Below are 16147 nucleotides of genomic sequence, written 5' to 3'. Positions count from 1 at the left end.
AGTTAGATGCTTGGTGGAAATTTGCTTGGGAAACAGGAGATATCAATCTGATCGGGTGGGTTTATGATAAGAGAGATGCCATCAATTGGGTGCAATTGCTAGATGAGTTTAAAGTGATTAAAAAAGAGGATTAATTTTTAGCTATCAGCGGTCAGCGGTCAGCGGTCAGCGGTCAGCGGTCAGCCATCAGTGGTCAGCCATCAGTGGTCAGCCGTCAGCCGTCATTAATCAGTTTTCAGCTTATTTTATTCAAAAGCTGATAGCACCTCAAGTAGCGTGCGCGTAGCGCATAAACTGATAGCTGATAGCTGATAGCTGATAACTGATAGCTGATAGCTCACGATTCAATCACTCCATTAATCAGTAACGCTGCCTTAGTTTTGTCTAAAATAACTTTTTCATAGGTTTTGATTGAGTCCTTATGAATCGGTTTCGCCATGAACCGATAGTGACTAGAGGTTGTTAGTTCATCAATCTTCAGGTGAGTCGCCATCGGGTCTTCTATCTGATACTCTTTCTCGAAGTAAAGTAAGCTAATTGTGGTCAGGTGTATTCGATCAGCAATAGCAGCAGCAAGCAATCGATAAAAACGAGCTGCAAAACGGGGGTCTTGCTCTAGTTTATGGGTTAATTTAACTCGATCAATGCCAGAAGCACTTCGGTGATACTAGGTTCCCAGATCCCTCCTCCCTTGATCAGGTTATCCTTAGTCTGTTCAACCAGACCGGGATTTTTCCCAAACCGAGTTCCTGTGACTTGGGCATTACTGAGATTAGCATGGCTTAAGTTTGCTGAAATCAAGCTAGCGCCACTCAAGTCAGCGCCACTCAAGTCAGCGCCACTCAAGTCAGCCCCACTGAGTTTGGCATCCCTTAAGTCAGTATCACTTAAGTCAGCATGGCTGAGATTAAGACTACTGAGATTAACACCCCTAAGGTTGGCGTTGCTGAATCTTCGAATGAATGCGCGATCATCTGGTTTTAAGAGTAGGTGCGCGCCTCCAAGGGCGCGAGCAATCCCTCGCGCCCTTGGGTCGCACCTGTAGAATGGGCATCTTGGTGGAACGGGCATCTTGGTGGAACGGGCATCTTGGTGGAACGGGCATCTTGCCCGTTATCAATATCTGGTCGAGCGGGCAAGATGCCCACTCTACTGCTATTCATTAGTTGATTCAGCAACGCCAAAAGCCAAGCTAGCTAGCCACAGTTAATCCTGGTGGGCAAGGTGATTGGTCAATCCAAGCGCTCCAACCAATTTATTTCCCCTTGCCCACCCTACAAAACTGGCTAATGCTAAAAATTAATTCTTCATTCTTCATTCTAAATTCTTCATTCTTCATTCTAAATTCTTCATTCTTCATTCTAAATTCTTCATTCTTCATTCTAAATTCTTCATTCTTCATTCTTCATTCTTCATTCTTCATTCTAAATTCTTCATTCTAAATTCTTCATTCTAAATTCTTCATTCTTCATTCTTCATTAGTCTATTGCCTTTTGAGTTGTTCAGCGAAGCTTCCTAATTTCCTCTACAGGTATGCCAGTAGTTTGGCTAATCGTTTCATCATCCAAAAGAGGCATAAGTTGGCGTGCAATTGTTTGGGCTTTTTCTTTCTCCCCTTCTTCTCTCCCTTGTTTCATGCCTTCTTCTATTCCTTGTTTCATTCCTTTTTCTCTCCCTTGTCTCTCAGCAAAAATAATCAGCCCTTGTTGGTCATGAATAAACATTTCTCGTTTTCCTAGTTCTTCCAACTCCTTCCTGGTTAAATTCGCCTGAGAAGCAATCCCAAATGCCTGTTGAAACTCTGGGAGTTGTGCCATTTTCTCTGGGACTGTATCTAAGGAAGGGGCATTTTTTAAAAAATACATCCACAACTCATCCAATTCTTCTAACTCCTCCAACTGCTTCTCAAATTTCGGTAACTCTACAAACAATAATTCTAAGTGATTTTCTACGTAGCTGATGTTAGTACTTTTTTCTCGGAACTCAAAATGATTAATTACCTGATTATGCTCAGGAAACATAATAAAATCGGTAATGGTCAGAGCAATCACTGGTTTGAGATAACGGTAGCCTTCCCCTTTACCTAATTGTAGTGAGTAAGCTTTAGCTGCGTTATACAAAACTCGACGAGCAAAAGACTCTACCTGCAAAACCTGCATTTCAATAATCACTAGAGAACCATCCTTCAGCTTAGCTTTCACATCGAGGAAAGAGTCTTTGAGGATTGGCAGAGGAGAAGACTGATAAGGATCAATAATTTCCAAATCTTGGATGAGAGGTTGATTGTGATAGACAAGAGCATTGAGGAAGCTAATCAGAATCGGCTTACTTTCCTGGGAGGCAAAGATTTTTTTAAAGGCAAAGTCGGTTTTGGGGCTGATGAATTTCATGGCTGAGATTGGGCTGAGGGTGCGCTTAGTCAAAGAAGTAGTAGACTACAACTATAGCAATTATAAGACTTGTGAGGTACAAATATCTAGGTTTTAGGGAGCAGGGAGCAGGGAGCAGGGAGCAGGTAAGAGGGAAGAGGGAAAAAATCCTGTTTACCTTACACTCCCCATCTCCCCACCCTTGCCACACTTACTTTCTTTTTTACAACTATGATATGGACCCTACTCCTCCTCTTCTTCTTCCCTGAGCCAACGCCAAATCAACAAGCAAAGATTCAACACTATGATTAGGTTTGCATCAAGGAACAAAGCTAGTAACTCCACAACGAACTCTATTAATAGCCAACGTTTTCGGTTGCGATTAGTCTTCTTGGTCATGGCCATGATGTTTAAATTAAATGCATCTGACTTCTAGCTTATGGAGTAAAAAAATAGGTGTATAGGGCTTTGATATAAAAATTTGGAACGGTATTTACTGGAAAATATAATTAAATAAAAATAGGCGTTTTAAGTATGAACTAATAAACTAAAATATGCTAAAATAAAAACAAATAAAAATTTTGAAGTAGCTAACACAATTCGCAATCTACATGGCATAATTTAGTTAAGCATTCAGCGGTCAGTGGTCAGCTAATGCGCTATGCGCACGCTACGCGAACAGCTTATGAGAGTTAAGTTTCACAGGCTAGAAGCCTGTGCCACCCTACTCCCTACTCCCTACTCCCTACTCCCTACTCCCTACTCCCTACTCCCTACTCCCTACTCCCTACTCCCTTTCTTATGATAAATACCATGACCAACCAACAATCTCAACAACAACAGTTCCTGGCAGAAATAGCTGACCAGATTTTCCCGATATCCAAAACCTCCGAAACCCAAAAAGTATGCTTTCAACTGCGTTTTAGTCCTGACAACTGGCAAGAAGAGAATGTCGAGATTGCTCGCAAAATGGACACAAAACTGGGAGCGTTTAATGAACAGAGCATTAATGCTACCCTGGCCGAAGTACTGAAAAAGCTGAAAAAGCAGTTTCGGGAGGAAATGGCGAAACATGGGGTAAATTGGGAGCATAAACGAGGAAGACCAGGGGATGAAAAACAATCTCCCTGGCGAATTGCTTATGGCTGGTTATGGGAACATAAATTTCCTTACTGGCAAATGGATTGGCTTTGGCAAGACCTAATTAAAAAAGCGGCATCTCCTTCCCATTGGCTTCGTTTTACTCCAGATCCTACTCTCAGAGGCTTGGTTGTACCCCCAGGGAATAGAGACGAGCCACCTGTAATTGGTTGTAACATTCCCTACTATATACATGTGGAGCTAGATTGTGACCAACAGCATGTGTTGTTATTAAATCGCGGTTTAGAAGATAGCAACTATGTAGTCTGTCCTTCCCAAGCTTTTGCTCCACTTAATCGACTCCAAGACAAGAAAATACTTATGCCTCAGCTAGGGGCAACATATTACAATGAAAAGATAAGATTTAATAGCACAGGGCAAGAGGAGTTTCTGGCTATTGTCTTAGACGATTCCTTAGATTTACCTTGGTTAACGCCTAATCAAAAGGAAGCAGCTCCGAAGTTGAATCCGAAACGGCTTAAGGAATTGTGGACAAGGTTGGCAGAAGATAGCAATAATTGGCAAGCATTTTATCGCTCTTTCCAGGTAGTAGAAGCATCTGCTTAGAATTAGGTAACAGGAAATAGAATAGGAAAATATGGACGAACAAGCAATTGAAGCTTATTTAAACCTGATCCAACAACTGCTGCAATGCCCCAAAGGACAGGAAGGGGAAATACTGCAAGCCAACACAGAACTAGTGAATCAGGAGTTGGTGCAGATAATGGCAGCAGTAGCAGCACAAATGGAAGAGGATGGAGATAACAATGCCAATTGGTTGCGAAGTTTTGCTCAGCACTTAGCAGAGATACTCAAGATTCATTCGACTGAAGTTCCTTTAGAAGACTATTTCAATTTCCTAATGTCCATCTTGCAGGCAGTTGAAACTGACCATAGTCCTCAATCCATTTACCCCCTACTGGAACAGAACCTTGACAAGCTAGATGAAAACTTAGGGCAGATACTGCTATCTTGGGCAAGGGAAACCCTCCCTCAACTTCAGCCAAAAGAAGCTGAAATTATTGCTAGAGTTATTGGCGAATTCGGTAATTTGATTCAACAGTTTCCTCTTGGTAACATAGCTAATAACCTAGAAATTGCCATTGTTAGTTATGAAGTTATTCTCACAGTTTTTACCTTGGAGGCATTTCCCCAACATTGGGCAACCACTCAAATCAATCTGGGCAATGCCTACTTGGATAGAATAAAAGGAGATAGAGCCGAGAATATCCAAGAAGCCATCACTGCTTATCAACATGCCCTAGAAATCCTTACCAAGTCAGCATTTCCCCAAGATTGGGCAACCACTCAAATCAATCTGGGTATTGCCTACAAGAATAGAATAAAAGGAGATAGAGCCGAGAATATCGAAGAAGCCATCACTGCTTATCAACATGCCCTAGAAATCCGTACCAAGTCAGCATTTCCCCAAGATTGGGCAATTACTCAAACCAATCTGGGCAATGCCTACTTGGATAGAATAAAAGGAGATAGAGCCGAGAATATCGAAGAAGCCATCACTGCTTATCAACATGCCCTAGAAATCCGTACCAAGTCAGCATTTCCCCAAGATTGGGTAATTACTCAAACCAATCTGGGCAATGCCTACTTGGATAGAATAAAAGGAGATAGAGCCGAGAATATCGAAGAAGCCATCACTGCTTATCAACATGCCCTAGAAATCCGTAAAAAGTCAGCATTTCCTCAATATTGGGCAATGACTCAAAACAATCTCGGTGCTGCCTACAATAAGAGAATAAAAGGAGATAGAGCCGAGAATATCGAACAAGCCATCGCTTATTATCAACATGCCCTAGAAATCCGTAAAAAGTCAGCATTTCCCCAAGAGTGGGCAAGGACTCAAAACAATCTCGGTATTGCCTACAAGAATAGAATAAAAGGAGATATAGCCGAGAATATCGAACAAGCTATCACTGCTTATAAAAATGCCCTACAAATCCATACTCCAGACAACTTACCTCTCGACTGTCTGAAAACAGCTCGCAATTTAGGTAATTTTGCTCTGGAAAATAACAATTGGCAACTAGCTATCGAAGGCTACGCCCTAGCTATCCAAGCGGTAGAACAAAGCCGGAGTTGGGTAATTGATGAGGAGCGTCGCCAAAAGATTCTTGCTGATGCCATTGAGGTATATGGCAACATAGTACAAGCTTACCTCAATTTAGGAGAAATCGAGAAAGCACTGGAATATGCTGAACGTTCTCGTGCCCAACGGTTGGTAGATATGATGGCTAGTAATCAATTAGACCAAGAGGGAGAAATTGTTCCAGAACTAAAACAGCTTTTGCAGGACTACGAGGAACTGCAACGGCGTATTAATTCCCTCCGTTTTGGTTATGCTTCGGAGGCTGTTCCAGTTTTGGCAGGAAGTCCTAATAAAACCATGTCATTGGGAATGGCAGTGAAACAATCTGATCAATCCTTGACTAGGGACGCTTTATTAAAATACCAGAAAGAAATCCAGGAATTAGAGGCACAAAAACAGCAAGTTTGGCAACAACTGCGCAGCTATGACCCGGTTTTGGCAGGACAAATTCAAGTGAATCATCTCGATTGGAAGCAAATGCAGCAGTTAATCGAGGAACCAACCACTGCTCTGCTCAGTTTCTATACAACGGGTAAGGATACCCATATTTTTATCCTGCTCAAGGATCGCAGTCCTCAAGTTTTTACTTGTGTAGGCCAGGGAGGAGAAGCACTACAGAATTGGATTTTATAAAACTGGTTTATTCCCTATGTTGGTTCAAACAGTGAATGGAAACATAAGATGGGGGATTTTCTTCAGGAACTTGCTGAGCGCTTGCAGTTGGAAAAGCTGGTGGGACAGTATCTGACTGGGATTGAAGAGTTGATTATTGTGCCTCATATATTTTTACATCAGATTCCTTTTGCTGCGTTGCCCTTAAAAAGTGAGGAGCAAGAGGGTTTATTACCAGCGGAGCAAGAAAAGAGTTCTCTTCCCCAAACTCGCGGTATGGTCTTGGGCAGCAAATCCTCCAAATCCTCTGCCACTAAATCTGTTACCCAAACTACTTACTTATGCGATCGCTTTGGTATTCGCTTGGTTCCCAGTTGCCAAATCCTCCACTATTGCCACCAACGCCCAGCAATTGAAGGTCAGCAAATGGGTATAGTCGAAGATGCTACGGAAGATCTGCCCTTTAGCAGTTTTGAATGCAAAACCGTTGCGGAAATGTATCACGTTCCTGCTGAGCAGCGCTTACAAGGACGGGATGCCACGGTCAAATCATACCAAACCTTAGCCCAGCAAGTGCATATCCTCCACTCCAGCCATCATGCCAAATCTAACGTCATGAAGCCGTTGGAATCTCAGTTAAGGTTAGGAGATGGTGCCCTGACCCTGGGTCAACTTTTAACTCCTGGTTGGCGGATGCCCAATCTTTCCGAAGTTGTTGTCTCAGCCTGCGAGGTTAATTTCACTCCTACCAAAATTACTGATGATTTGCTTAGTCTAGCTACCGGTTTTCTCTGTGCTGGAGCCAGGAGTGTGGTTAGTACCCAGTGGTCGGTAGATGATTTGTTTCTAGCCTAATCAGGTACACAGGATTTTTTCCCTGTTCCCTGTTCCCTGTTCCCTGTTCCCTGTTCCCTGTTCCCTGTTCCCTGTTCCCTAAAACCCAAGACTCTGTACCTCACCCAATTGAAAACCGCTATAATGATCAATAATGTCAAAGTAATTTACCATCCCCTTGTGCAGCATAAGTTAAGCCTGATGCGTCAGGCTGGAACGAGTACAGCCAAATTTCGTAAACTCCTTAAAGAAGTTGGGTTATTGTTGGCATACGAGGTAACACGGGATTTGCCCCTGAAGTATGAACCAATCAATACACCAATCTCGCCGATGCTAGCTCCGATGCTGGCTTCAGAAAAGAAGATGGTGATTGTCTCGATTATGCGAGCTGGACAGGGTCTGTTAGATGGTATTCTAGAACTAATCCCATCCTCTCGTGTCGGTCATATCGGTTTGTACCGTGACCCCCATACCTTTGTGCCCATCGAATATTATTTCAAACTCCCCGATGATATGACTCAGCGAGATGTGTTGGTGGTTGATCCGATGTTAGCTACAGGTAATACTGCCGTTGCTGCTGTTGACCGACTCAAGGAAGTTAGCCCGAAGTCCATTAAGTTTCTGTGCTTATTAGCCGCACAGCAAGGGCTTGACTATTTCCAACAGCAGCATCCGGATGTAGTGATTTATACGGCGGCTATTGATCAAGAATTAGATCACCATGGCTATATTGTTCCAGGACTTGGGGATGCAGGCGATCGCTTGTATGGTACGAAGTAATCTAATATAGCGGTTTTCAATAGGGAACAGCGGATCTGGGAATAGGGAACAGGGAACAGGCAAAAGGCAACAGGCAAAAGGCAACAGGCAACAGGCAAAAGGCAAAAGGAAAAAGGCAAAAGTTTGGTATAACAGCTTTGGCAGCTTGTATCAATGTCAAACACCTTAATGCGTAGTGCTATAATCTCGAACTATTAAATTATCCCGTTCGCGTAGCGTGGCCATAGATTGTAGATTGTAGGGTGGGCAAAAACAGTTTGGTTCCAATCAGTATTAATGATGAGATTACTTTGCCCACCCTACTTTAGCTACTTTAGCTGACAGCTGAACGCGCACGCGTGAGCTTTTAGCTCACGGCTGACAACTGACAGCTGACGATTTGTGAGTTTGACCATCGCTGATGGGATAAATAAGCATATCCCACTCAAACCGAAGTTACATCAGCCACCAGGGTCAAGTTGATGAATCAAACTATTCAGCGATGCTATTTACTCGGCCATCTTTTACTCTCTAGTGTCCTCATCCCCAATATCGCCACCGCCCAAATCAGCAGTGATGGCACCTTATCCACTACGGTGACTAGTGATGATGGGGTGAATTTCTTGATTGAATCTGGGGTAAGGACTTCAGATCATTTGTTTCATAGCTTCTCGGAATTTTCTGTACCCAGCAACGGGTCAGCCTTTTTTAACAATGCTGGGGATATTGTCAATATCTTTAGCCGTGTCACCGGAGGAAATATTTCTAACATTGACGGCTTGATTCATGCTAATGGTAACGCTAATTTATTTCTGATTAATCCCGCTGGGATTATCTTTGGGCAAAATGCTTCCATAGGCTTAGGTGGTTCATTTTTCGCTACTACTGCGGAGAGTGTAGTATTTGGAGATGGGATTGAATTTAGTGCCACTGAACCAAACCAAGCGCCGTTATTAACGATTAATATTACCCCTGGTTTACAGATGGGAACAAATCCGGGAAATATTACAGTAACTGGTCCAGGACAGATCCTAAATGGCAGTCTTTTCGCTCCTTTCGATCGCAGTAATTTCGGGTCCCAATTACAGGTTCAACCAGGGAATACTATAGCCTTGGTAGGAGGATCGATTAGCCTCAGGGGTGGTTTACTATCGGCAGAAGGAGGACAAATCGAAATCGCCGCAGTAGGGAGCAACAATTCTAGTGCGATGGTGCCATTAACACCAGTAGCATCCGGCTGGGATCTGGACTTGAGTCAACTGTCAAACTTAGGAGATATTCAACTGACCGAAAACGCCCTCCTTGATACCAGTGGAAACACCGCTGGCTCAATCAGATTGAGAGGAGCAACCATTACAGTCGGAGATAACTCCAGCATACTGACTCAGAATGAAGGTAGTCAAAGTGCGGGAAATACGATACTTCATGGTACTGAAAGTGTAACTATCGGAGATAATGACGCCAACGGCAGTTTCAATACCTTTGTGGCTAACCTCTCCATATCCAGTGGTGACGGAGGAGATATAGAAATTATTACCAAAAATTTAAACGTGCTTGGGGGAGCACATCTATTGATCAACGCCTTTGGAGAAGGTGACTCAGGGAATATCAACATTGTTGCTCCTGAATCAGTAAATATAATTGGTTGGGCCGCTTTGAACCCTGAGAATCCCAGTGATTTGACTAGTGATGTAAATTCTTTGACCTTCAGCAAAGGCAGAGCAGGGGATATTACCATATCCACCAATCAACTAAAAATAGCTGTAGGACACATTTTAACCTTTACTGCTGGTGAAGGTGATGGGGGTAATATCACCCTCAATGCTACAGAATCCATTGATATAGTGGGTTTACTTTCAGGTGTCAACAGGGATACTGCAGTTAGTGCTGCCTCTTTTGGTGAAGGTGATGGGGGTAATGTGGAGGTAAATACAGCCAGATTGTGGCTCACCGATGGAGGAGTAATTGATGCTTCTGCTTTTGATTCTGGTAATGCTGGTAGTGTTACCATCAATGCTTCGGAGTCTGTCACCTTACTCGATACCCTGCCAACTCGTTCTACCACGACTCTGATTTCTAGTAGGGTAGGACGTCCTATTCCTATATTCCGAAGACTATTTGGACTAGACCCCATCCCCACTGCCAATGCTGGCAACATCACGATTAATACTTCCGAGTTAACTATCTCAGGAGATCCCGATACCCAAGATGCCGAAATTAGGGTCAGAAATGAAGGATTTGGTGATGGGGGAGAATTATTTATTAAGGCTGATACCATCAACCTCAATTATGGCGCTACTATCACCGCCTCCACCTTCTCTGGGAAAAAAGGCAATATTAACCTCGATATCACAAACGGTTTACTATTGCGTAATGGCAGCAGTATTACTGCGGAAGCTGATAACGATAGCGATGGTGGCAAAATTACCATTAACTCCGATTTAGTCACTCTGATGGAACGGAGCTTGATCCAAGCCGACGCTAATCGAGGCAATGGTGGAGAGATTAAGATTACTACCCAAGGCTTATTTGTATTTCCTGATAGTGCCATTACCGCTAGTTCTCAGTTTGGGGTAGATGGGGTGATCACCATTAACAATCCTGACGCCGATCCCGCTAATGGCTTAATTCAACTACCGACAGAACTGCGCGATCGCACTCAACAAATCGCTAAAGGTTGCGGTTGGACTGCTACCAGTAGTTTTTATATTACCGGACGGGGTGGTATCCCCCAAGATCCCAGTGCTATGGTGCCCGGTGGCCAAATTTTATCGGATGTGCGGGATATATCTGATCTATCCATAGTGCGCGCCATACCCCAAGCTGAAGATCGTAAACCAGACACTAATACTAAAGCACCGATAGTGGAAGCTAATGCTTGGATTATTAATTCAGAAGGTAATCTCGAATTAGTCGCTGTTGTTAACTCGAGCCAGGCTGGGGATTTTCTACGAGCAACTTGTGCGATTAAAGAGGATTAGATTGTCGGGTGGGCAAAAACAGTTTGGTTCCAATCAGTATTAATGAGAGCGATTACTTTGCCCACCCTACTTTAACTGCTAAGGTGGGCAAAAACAGTTTGCTTCAAATGAGTATTAATGATGAAATTATTTTGCCCACCCTACTTTAACCATTAATATCTTACCAAGACAATCATGAAAACCATCCTAAATTTAGTCACCGTCGGATTACCCAGTTTATTGCTAGCACTGACAGCTACTCCTAGTTTAGCTAGTTTAGCGATCGCATCTCCTCACCACTCTGAAATCACTATTGCTCCGACCTTGCAAGCCCAAACTCCTCAGGCTACCAGTAAACGTAGTAAACTTAACCAAGGCAGAGCCTATTTCAACAGGGGACAATTTGCCCAAGCAGCGGAAATCTGGGAACAAGCAGCCCAAGATTACGCAACTCGCGGTGACTCTCTCCATCAAGCCTTGAGTTTGAATTATCTATCCTTAGCTTACCAACACCTAAGTCAGTGGGACCTTGCCCAAACCGCTATTGAATCCAGCCTTAATTTAGTGGAATCAGCTAGCAGTAATAATCCTCTGTTGTGGGCGCAAATTCTTAATACAAAAGCTAGACTACTGTTCCACACTGGACAAAACCAATCTGCCCTAGAAACATTTCAACTGGCACAAAAATATTATGATCAAGCAGGAGATAAAACTGGTGCTTTTATTAGCAAAATCAACCAAGCGGAAGCCCTCCAAAGCTTAGGATTTTATAATCGTGCAAAAGATATACTCGAAGAGATTAATCAACAATTATCAACTACAGAAAATTCTGCTGTTAAAGTAGGAATGCTCAGAAGTTTAGGGATCGCTTTAGAAGTGTTGGGGGATGTAAGCGCTAGTAGAGAGGTACTCGAACAAAGCTTATCTATTGCGGAGGATATCGAAGCCACTAACCAATTAGGAATTATCCTGTTGAGTTTAGGCAATACAGCCCTTGATTCTGGCGATAATTCAGCAGCATTAGATTACTTTAAACGGGCAGAAAAGGCAACTACCAATCCAGAAGAAAAAGTTAAAACTCGACTCAACCAACTACGCCTCTATGTCCAATTAGAACAGTGGCAAAAGGCTAATGCTCTCGCTCCGCGAATTTACCAACAACTGAGCCAATTACAGCCCAGTCGCTCCTCTGTTTATGGTGCAGTCAACTTAGCCGCTAGTTGGCAACAAATGGGTAACAAAGGTAACTCTTTGACGCTCCAACAAGTCAATCAAATCCTTGTGCAAGCGGTGAAATCTGCCCGCAAACTCAAGGATGCCCAAGCTGAAGCCTATGCCCTCTATCACTGGGGTAAACTTTATAGTAGCAATGGTCAGTTAGCTGACGCTATCAAGCTTACCCAAAAATCCTTAATTATTGCCCAACAAATTAACGCCACGGAAATTAGTTCCCAAGCGGCTTGGCAATTAGGAAAATTGCACAAAAAACAGGGAAAATCGACGGAAGCGATCGCCGCCTATACGGAAGCAGTCAAAGACTTAAAAACTTTGCGTGGTGATTTGGTTTCCATTAATCCAGATATCCAGTTTTCCTTCCGAAAAAGCGTTGAACCAGTATACCGAGAACTGGTAGAATTGTTGCTAGACGGTAATCCTAGTCAAGAGTACCTGAAAAAGGCACGCCAGATCATTGAGGATTTACAATTAGCAGAATTGGATAACTTTTTCCGGCAAGCTTGTTTAGATGCTAATGTTGCCCAAATTGATCAGATTGACAGGTCAGCAACGGTAATTTACCCGATTATTTTGCCAGAACGTTTAGCTGTGATTGTCTCCGCCCCCGGTAAACCCATTGGCTATTATTCTACTTCTGTGCCTGCAGCAGAGGTGGATCAAACCCTGACTAAATTTTTGAGCTCCCTCCATCCTGTCTTTAAGCAAGACCAACGTTTACCCCACCTCCAAAAAGTTTATGACTGGCTAATCCGACCTGCGGAACAAGAGCAAATTTTAACGGATACCAAAACCCTCGTGTTTATCCTGGATGGCAAATTACGTAAACTGCCGATGGCAGCCTTACACGATGGAGAGCAGTATCTAATGGAAAAATACAATATTTCCCTGTCTCTAGGGTTGCAACTGCTAGATCCACAACCGTTACGAAAAGAGAAATTTAGTATAATTGCTGGGGGATTGAGTGAAGCTCGTCAAGGCTTTAAAGCTTTACCAGGGGTGAAGCAGGAAATTCAGCAAATTTCTAAAAGCTTGAACCCAGACTCAATCATGCTCAATCAAGACTTCACTAGCGAGAGAGTGTCCAAGGAAATAACCACTAAAACCTCCAATGTGATACACTTAGCTACTCATGGTCAGTTTAGCTCCAAAGCTGAGGAGACGTTTATACTAACCTGGGAAAATAAAATTAATGTCAAAGAATTAGAGCAACTGCTGCGTACTCAAGAATTGTTGGGAGAAGACAAAATTGATTTACTCGTTCTTAGTGCTTGTCAAACTGCTAAAGGGGACGATCAAGCGATGTTAGGGTTAGCGGGTTTTGCGATTAAATCGGGAGCGCGTTCTACCTTAGGGACATTGTGGAAAGTGCGTGATGACTCCACTGCTATATTCATCAACAAGTTTTACGAATACCTAAAACAGCCAGAAATCACCAAAGCAGAAGCTGTCAGGAAAGCCCAACTAAATTTGATTGGAGATGCCAAGTTTAATGAACCTCTGTTTTGGGCACCTTTTATTCTAGTCGGTAATTGGTTGTAAAGGGAATAGGGAGTAGGGAGTAGGGAGTAGGGAGTAGGGAGTAGGGAGTAGGGAATAGTGAGTAGGGAGTAGGGAGTAGGGAATAGGGAACAGGGAACAGGGAACAGAAAGGGGTTAAGCAACGTTAATTTTATTAAAATAGTCAACAAAAATTATAGGGTTTATCGCACTTATCGAGGTACAATTTATTGAAAGTATGATTCCCTTGAAATTATATTTAGTATTGCCTTGTGCATTTTATAGCATTTCCAAATAGCTAATTATTAATTATCAATTCTTAATTCTTAATTCTTAATTCTTAATTCTTAATTATTTTTTTATGAGCCAATTGTTGGTCAATCTCTCGATTCTATTTTCCCAACCTACGGGTATTGCTAACTATGCCGCTAATCTTTTTCCTTATTTAAAACCTCTCGACCCTACCTTACTAATTTCTTCCACTGCGTCTAGCCGTTTCAGTGCTACTACCTACACTTGCTACCCAATTCCAGGGAATTTAAGCCCTGAACAAGGCACGAAAGGACATTTTCGCCGTCTGTTGTGGACTCAGTTTCAACTGCCGCGAATTTATAAAAAATTGCGAACGGATCTTCTGTTTTCTCCTGTTCCAGAAGCTCCCCTCTTCACCAATTGCCGCTATGTGGTAATGGTTCATGATTTGATTGGGTTACGGTTTCCCCAGGGTTTTTCACCCTTAACTACCTACCAACGCTACTATATCCCTCAAGTTCTTGCTCAAGCAGAACACATCATCTGTAACTCTCGGGCTACTGCTAGAGACCTTACTGACTTCTTCAAGATTCCAGCCGCAAAAATCACCCCGATCTTACTGGCTTACGATGCCAATCAATATTATTATGTGGATACAGTAGATGGTGGAAAAGATGGGGAAAACCGGGAAAATTGTCCCTATTTTCTCTACATCGGACGCCCAGACCCCCACAAAAACCTCCATCGGCTGATTGAGGCTTTCGCTGCTCTACCCAATTGCCAGGACTACCAACTCTGGATTGCTGGCGCAACGGATAAACGCTACACACCATTGCTGGAAGCCCAAGCGGAGGAACTGAATATATCCAGTCAGGTCAAATTCCTGGGATATGTTCCTCAGCACCAGTTACCGACCATGATTAGAAATGCGATCGCATTTGTATTCCCCAGTCTTTGGGAAGGCTTCGGTATCCCTGTATTAGAGGCAATGGCTTGCGGTACTCCTGTAATTACAGCCAATCTCTCCTCCTTACCCGAAGTAGCTGGAGATGCCGCTATATTAATCAATCCTTACAACCCTGAGGAAATCACAGCAGCCATGGCAGCAGTAGCAACCGATGCTCAAATGCGATCGCATCTTCGCCAATCAGGTCTTGCTAGAGCCAGTGAATTTAGTTGGCAAAAAACTGGGCAAGCTACGGTAGAGATTCTAAATCATATCGCAAAGGGAATAGGGAACAGGGAATAGGGAACAGGGAACAGGGAACAGGTGATCAGGTGATCAGGTTAAAGGTTACAGGTTAAAGGTTACAGGTTAACTGGTTATTAAACCTTGGCCAAAAGGCCACGCGCTTCGCAGCAAAGCGGGACTTCGTCCATGGCGTTCAACCTCTTCAACCTCTTCAACCTTAAACCTTAAACCTTCAACCTGATCAACCTTCAACCTGATCAACATTCAACCTTCAACCTGATCAACCTTCAACCTGATCAACATTCAACCTTCAACCTGATCAACATTCAACCTGATCAACCTTCATGGTTGCTTTACAAAAAACCTCTTAGATATAAAGATTTTGTGAAATCCTTTCGATTCGTGTCCTAATTACAGCAAAAATCTCACTAATGTAGTGAAGCCCAATAAAGACTGAAGCCAAATCAAAGTAACAAGTGGTGTGACATGAACAGATTTTCTATGTACACGATCTCAAGAGAAAGCCCAACCCAATCAAATCTACGCCGATTGGAACTATTGCTGGAGTATTGCCAACTGGCAGCGCGTCCAAGTTTGTCTGTGTCAGACAGCAACCGTATGGCTGAGATCCTCGAACTAGCTGAAGCTGACCAAATCCTTAGCCTGTTGATAGATAAAGCTGATCTAGTTATAGCCAAACAATTTAGCTGGCTGAGTGACAATGATATTGATACCTATAAAAACCAAACCGCCAAGTTGGAAGAGTATTTAGAAATCTTTGTTTCCCAGAAATCACCTAGGAGCAGTGAAACTCTACGTCATAAATTTGCTTGTTTCACTGGAAATCCTTAAGAGTAACGTAAGCATTCAGCTAATGCGCTACGCGCACGCGTGCGCGTTCAGCATATGCCCGTAGCGCATTAGCTTACTTCAGGATAAGCCATAGTCTTCGAGCATAGAGTTGTCGATATCAAAAAAATAGTCTCTTAAAACTTTCCTCATACGCTGATATCGTTTTCGCAAGGCTGTATTACTTGCTAAGTTTAGGCGTTCTTCAATTTCAATCCAGGACAATTCCTCCATCACTCGTAACACAAAAATATCAAAATCTAGAGGACTTACTAGTTGTCTAATATCTGACAGTATTTCCTTGACATATTCATCCGATAAATAATCGGAACCATCATTG

At 42.9% G+C, this 16147-nt stretch carries 17 protein-coding genes; 10 read left to right on the top strand and 7 right to left on the bottom strand.

Annotated elements, in window-relative coordinates:
• Positions 1 to 337: 337 nt before the first annotated feature.
• Positions 338 to 580 (bottom strand): hypothetical protein, encoded by a 243-nt coding sequence (locus tag F6K53_RS33265; RefSeq protein ID WP_293036485.1) that lies wholly within the window; start codon positions 578 to 580, stop codon positions 338 to 340.
• Positions 581 to 627: 47 nt separating this feature from the next.
• Positions 628 to 1071 carry a pentapeptide repeat-containing protein gene (locus F6K53_RS33260; protein ID WP_293070469.1) on the bottom strand — a complete coding sequence of 148 codons (444 nt, stop codon included), beginning with the start codon at positions 1069 to 1071 and terminating at the stop codon, positions 628 to 630.
• A 1-nt stretch (position 1072) separates the two neighbouring features.
• Here F6K53_RS33260 and F6K53_RS33255 point away from each other — a divergent pair, with 1 nt between their 5' ends.
• A complete protein-coding gene (locus F6K53_RS33255) occupies positions 1073 to 1210 on the top strand; it encodes a hypothetical protein (RefSeq protein WP_293070467.1) in 138 nt (45 codons plus the stop codon).
• Between the two features lie 45 nt (positions 1211 to 1255).
• On the opposite strand, the gene F6K53_RS33250 is transcribed toward F6K53_RS33255, so the two are convergent.
• From F6K53_RS33250 to F6K53_RS33240, 3 genes are all read right to left on the bottom strand, one after another.
• Entirely contained in the window at positions 1256 to 1402 is a 147-nt protein-coding gene (locus F6K53_RS33250) for a hypothetical protein (protein WP_293070465.1), read from the bottom strand.
• Between the two features lie 100 nt (positions 1403 to 1502).
• Positions 1503 to 2390 carry an Rpn family recombination-promoting nuclease/putative transposase gene (locus tag F6K53_RS33245; protein ID WP_293070463.1) on the bottom strand — a complete coding sequence of 296 codons (888 nt, stop codon included), beginning with the start codon at positions 2388 to 2390 and terminating at the stop codon, positions 1503 to 1505.
• A gap of 222 nt (positions 2391 to 2612) precedes the next feature.
• Positions 2613 to 2768: a hypothetical protein gene (locus F6K53_RS33240; protein WP_293070461.1), complete on the bottom strand. Its 156-nt coding sequence runs from the start codon at positions 2766 to 2768 to the stop codon at positions 2613 to 2615.
• A gap of 317 nt (positions 2769 to 3085) precedes the next feature.
• On the opposite strand from F6K53_RS33240, the gene F6K53_RS33235 reads away from it, so the two are divergent.
• From F6K53_RS33235 to upp, 5 genes are all read left to right on the top strand, one after another.
• A complete protein-coding gene (locus F6K53_RS33235; RefSeq protein WP_293070459.1) occupies positions 3086 to 3232 on the top strand; it encodes a hypothetical protein in 147 nt (48 codons plus the stop codon).
• A complete protein-coding gene (locus F6K53_RS33230) occupies positions 3183 to 4076 on the top strand; it encodes a hypothetical protein (RefSeq protein WP_293070457.1) in 894 nt (297 codons plus the stop codon). Before F6K53_RS33235 ends, F6K53_RS33230 begins: the two co-directional genes overlap by 50 nt.
• 31 nt (positions 4077 to 4107) lie before the next feature.
• Positions 4108 to 6249 (top strand): tetratricopeptide repeat protein, encoded by a 2142-nt coding sequence (locus tag F6K53_RS33225; RefSeq protein WP_293070455.1) that lies wholly within the window; start codon positions 4108 to 4110, stop codon positions 6247 to 6249.
• Positions 6250 to 6297: 48 nt separating this feature from the next.
• Positions 6298 to 7083: a CHAT domain-containing protein gene (locus F6K53_RS33220; RefSeq protein ID WP_293019897.1), complete on the top strand. Its 786-nt coding sequence runs from the start codon at positions 6298 to 6300 to the stop codon at positions 7081 to 7083.
• 123 nt (positions 7084 to 7206) lie between these two features.
• A complete protein-coding gene (gene upp / locus F6K53_RS33215; protein WP_293070453.1) occupies positions 7207 to 7842 on the top strand; it encodes a uracil phosphoribosyltransferase in 636 nt (211 codons plus the stop codon).
• Between the two features lie 16 nt (positions 7843 to 7858).
• Here the strand turns inward: upp and F6K53_RS33210 are convergent, their stop codons facing one another.
• Positions 7859 to 8002 carry a hypothetical protein gene (locus tag F6K53_RS33210; protein WP_293070451.1) on the bottom strand — a complete coding sequence of 48 codons (144 nt, stop codon included), beginning with the start codon at positions 8000 to 8002 and terminating at the stop codon, positions 7859 to 7861.
• A gap of 301 nt (positions 8003 to 8303) precedes the next feature.
• Here F6K53_RS33210 and F6K53_RS33205 point away from each other — a divergent pair, with 301 nt between their 5' ends.
• The 4 genes from F6K53_RS33205 to F6K53_RS33190 all read left to right on the top strand — a co-directional run bounded on the left by F6K53_RS33205 (position 8304) and on the right by F6K53_RS33190 (position 15810).
• Positions 8304 to 10802 (top strand): filamentous hemagglutinin N-terminal domain-containing protein, encoded by a 2499-nt coding sequence (locus tag F6K53_RS33205; protein WP_293070449.1) that lies wholly within the window; start codon positions 8304 to 8306, stop codon positions 10800 to 10802.
• A 174-nt stretch (positions 10803 to 10976) separates the two neighbouring features.
• Positions 10977 to 13556 carry a CHAT domain-containing protein gene (locus F6K53_RS33200; RefSeq protein ID WP_293070447.1) on the top strand — a complete coding sequence of 860 codons (2580 nt, stop codon included), beginning with the start codon at positions 10977 to 10979 and terminating at the stop codon, positions 13554 to 13556.
• Between the two features lie 319 nt (positions 13557 to 13875).
• On the top strand, positions 13876 to 15015 hold the full coding sequence (locus tag F6K53_RS33195) for a glycosyltransferase family 1 protein (protein WP_293070445.1): 1140 nt from the start codon (positions 13876 to 13878) through the stop codon (positions 15013 to 15015).
• Positions 15016 to 15459: 444 nt separating this feature from the next.
• Positions 15460 to 15810, top strand: coding sequence for a hypothetical protein (locus F6K53_RS33190; protein ID WP_293083661.1), 351 nt, complete (start codon positions 15460 to 15462; stop codon positions 15808 to 15810).
• Positions 15811 to 15888: 78 nt separating this feature from the next.
• Here F6K53_RS33190 and F6K53_RS33185 read toward each other — a convergent pair.
• Positions 15889 to 16147 (bottom strand): hypothetical protein (locus F6K53_RS33185; protein WP_293083658.1); only part of this gene is annotated, 259 nt, incomplete at its 5' end.

This window comes from Moorena sp. SIO4A1 (genome assembly GCF_010672065.1).
Taxonomy (GTDB): domain Bacteria; phylum Cyanobacteriota; class Cyanobacteriia; order Cyanobacteriales; family Coleofasciculaceae; genus Moorena.
The sequence above is the reverse complement of the archived record's forward strand: the minus strand, read 5'-3'. Positions and strand labels throughout refer to the sequence as shown.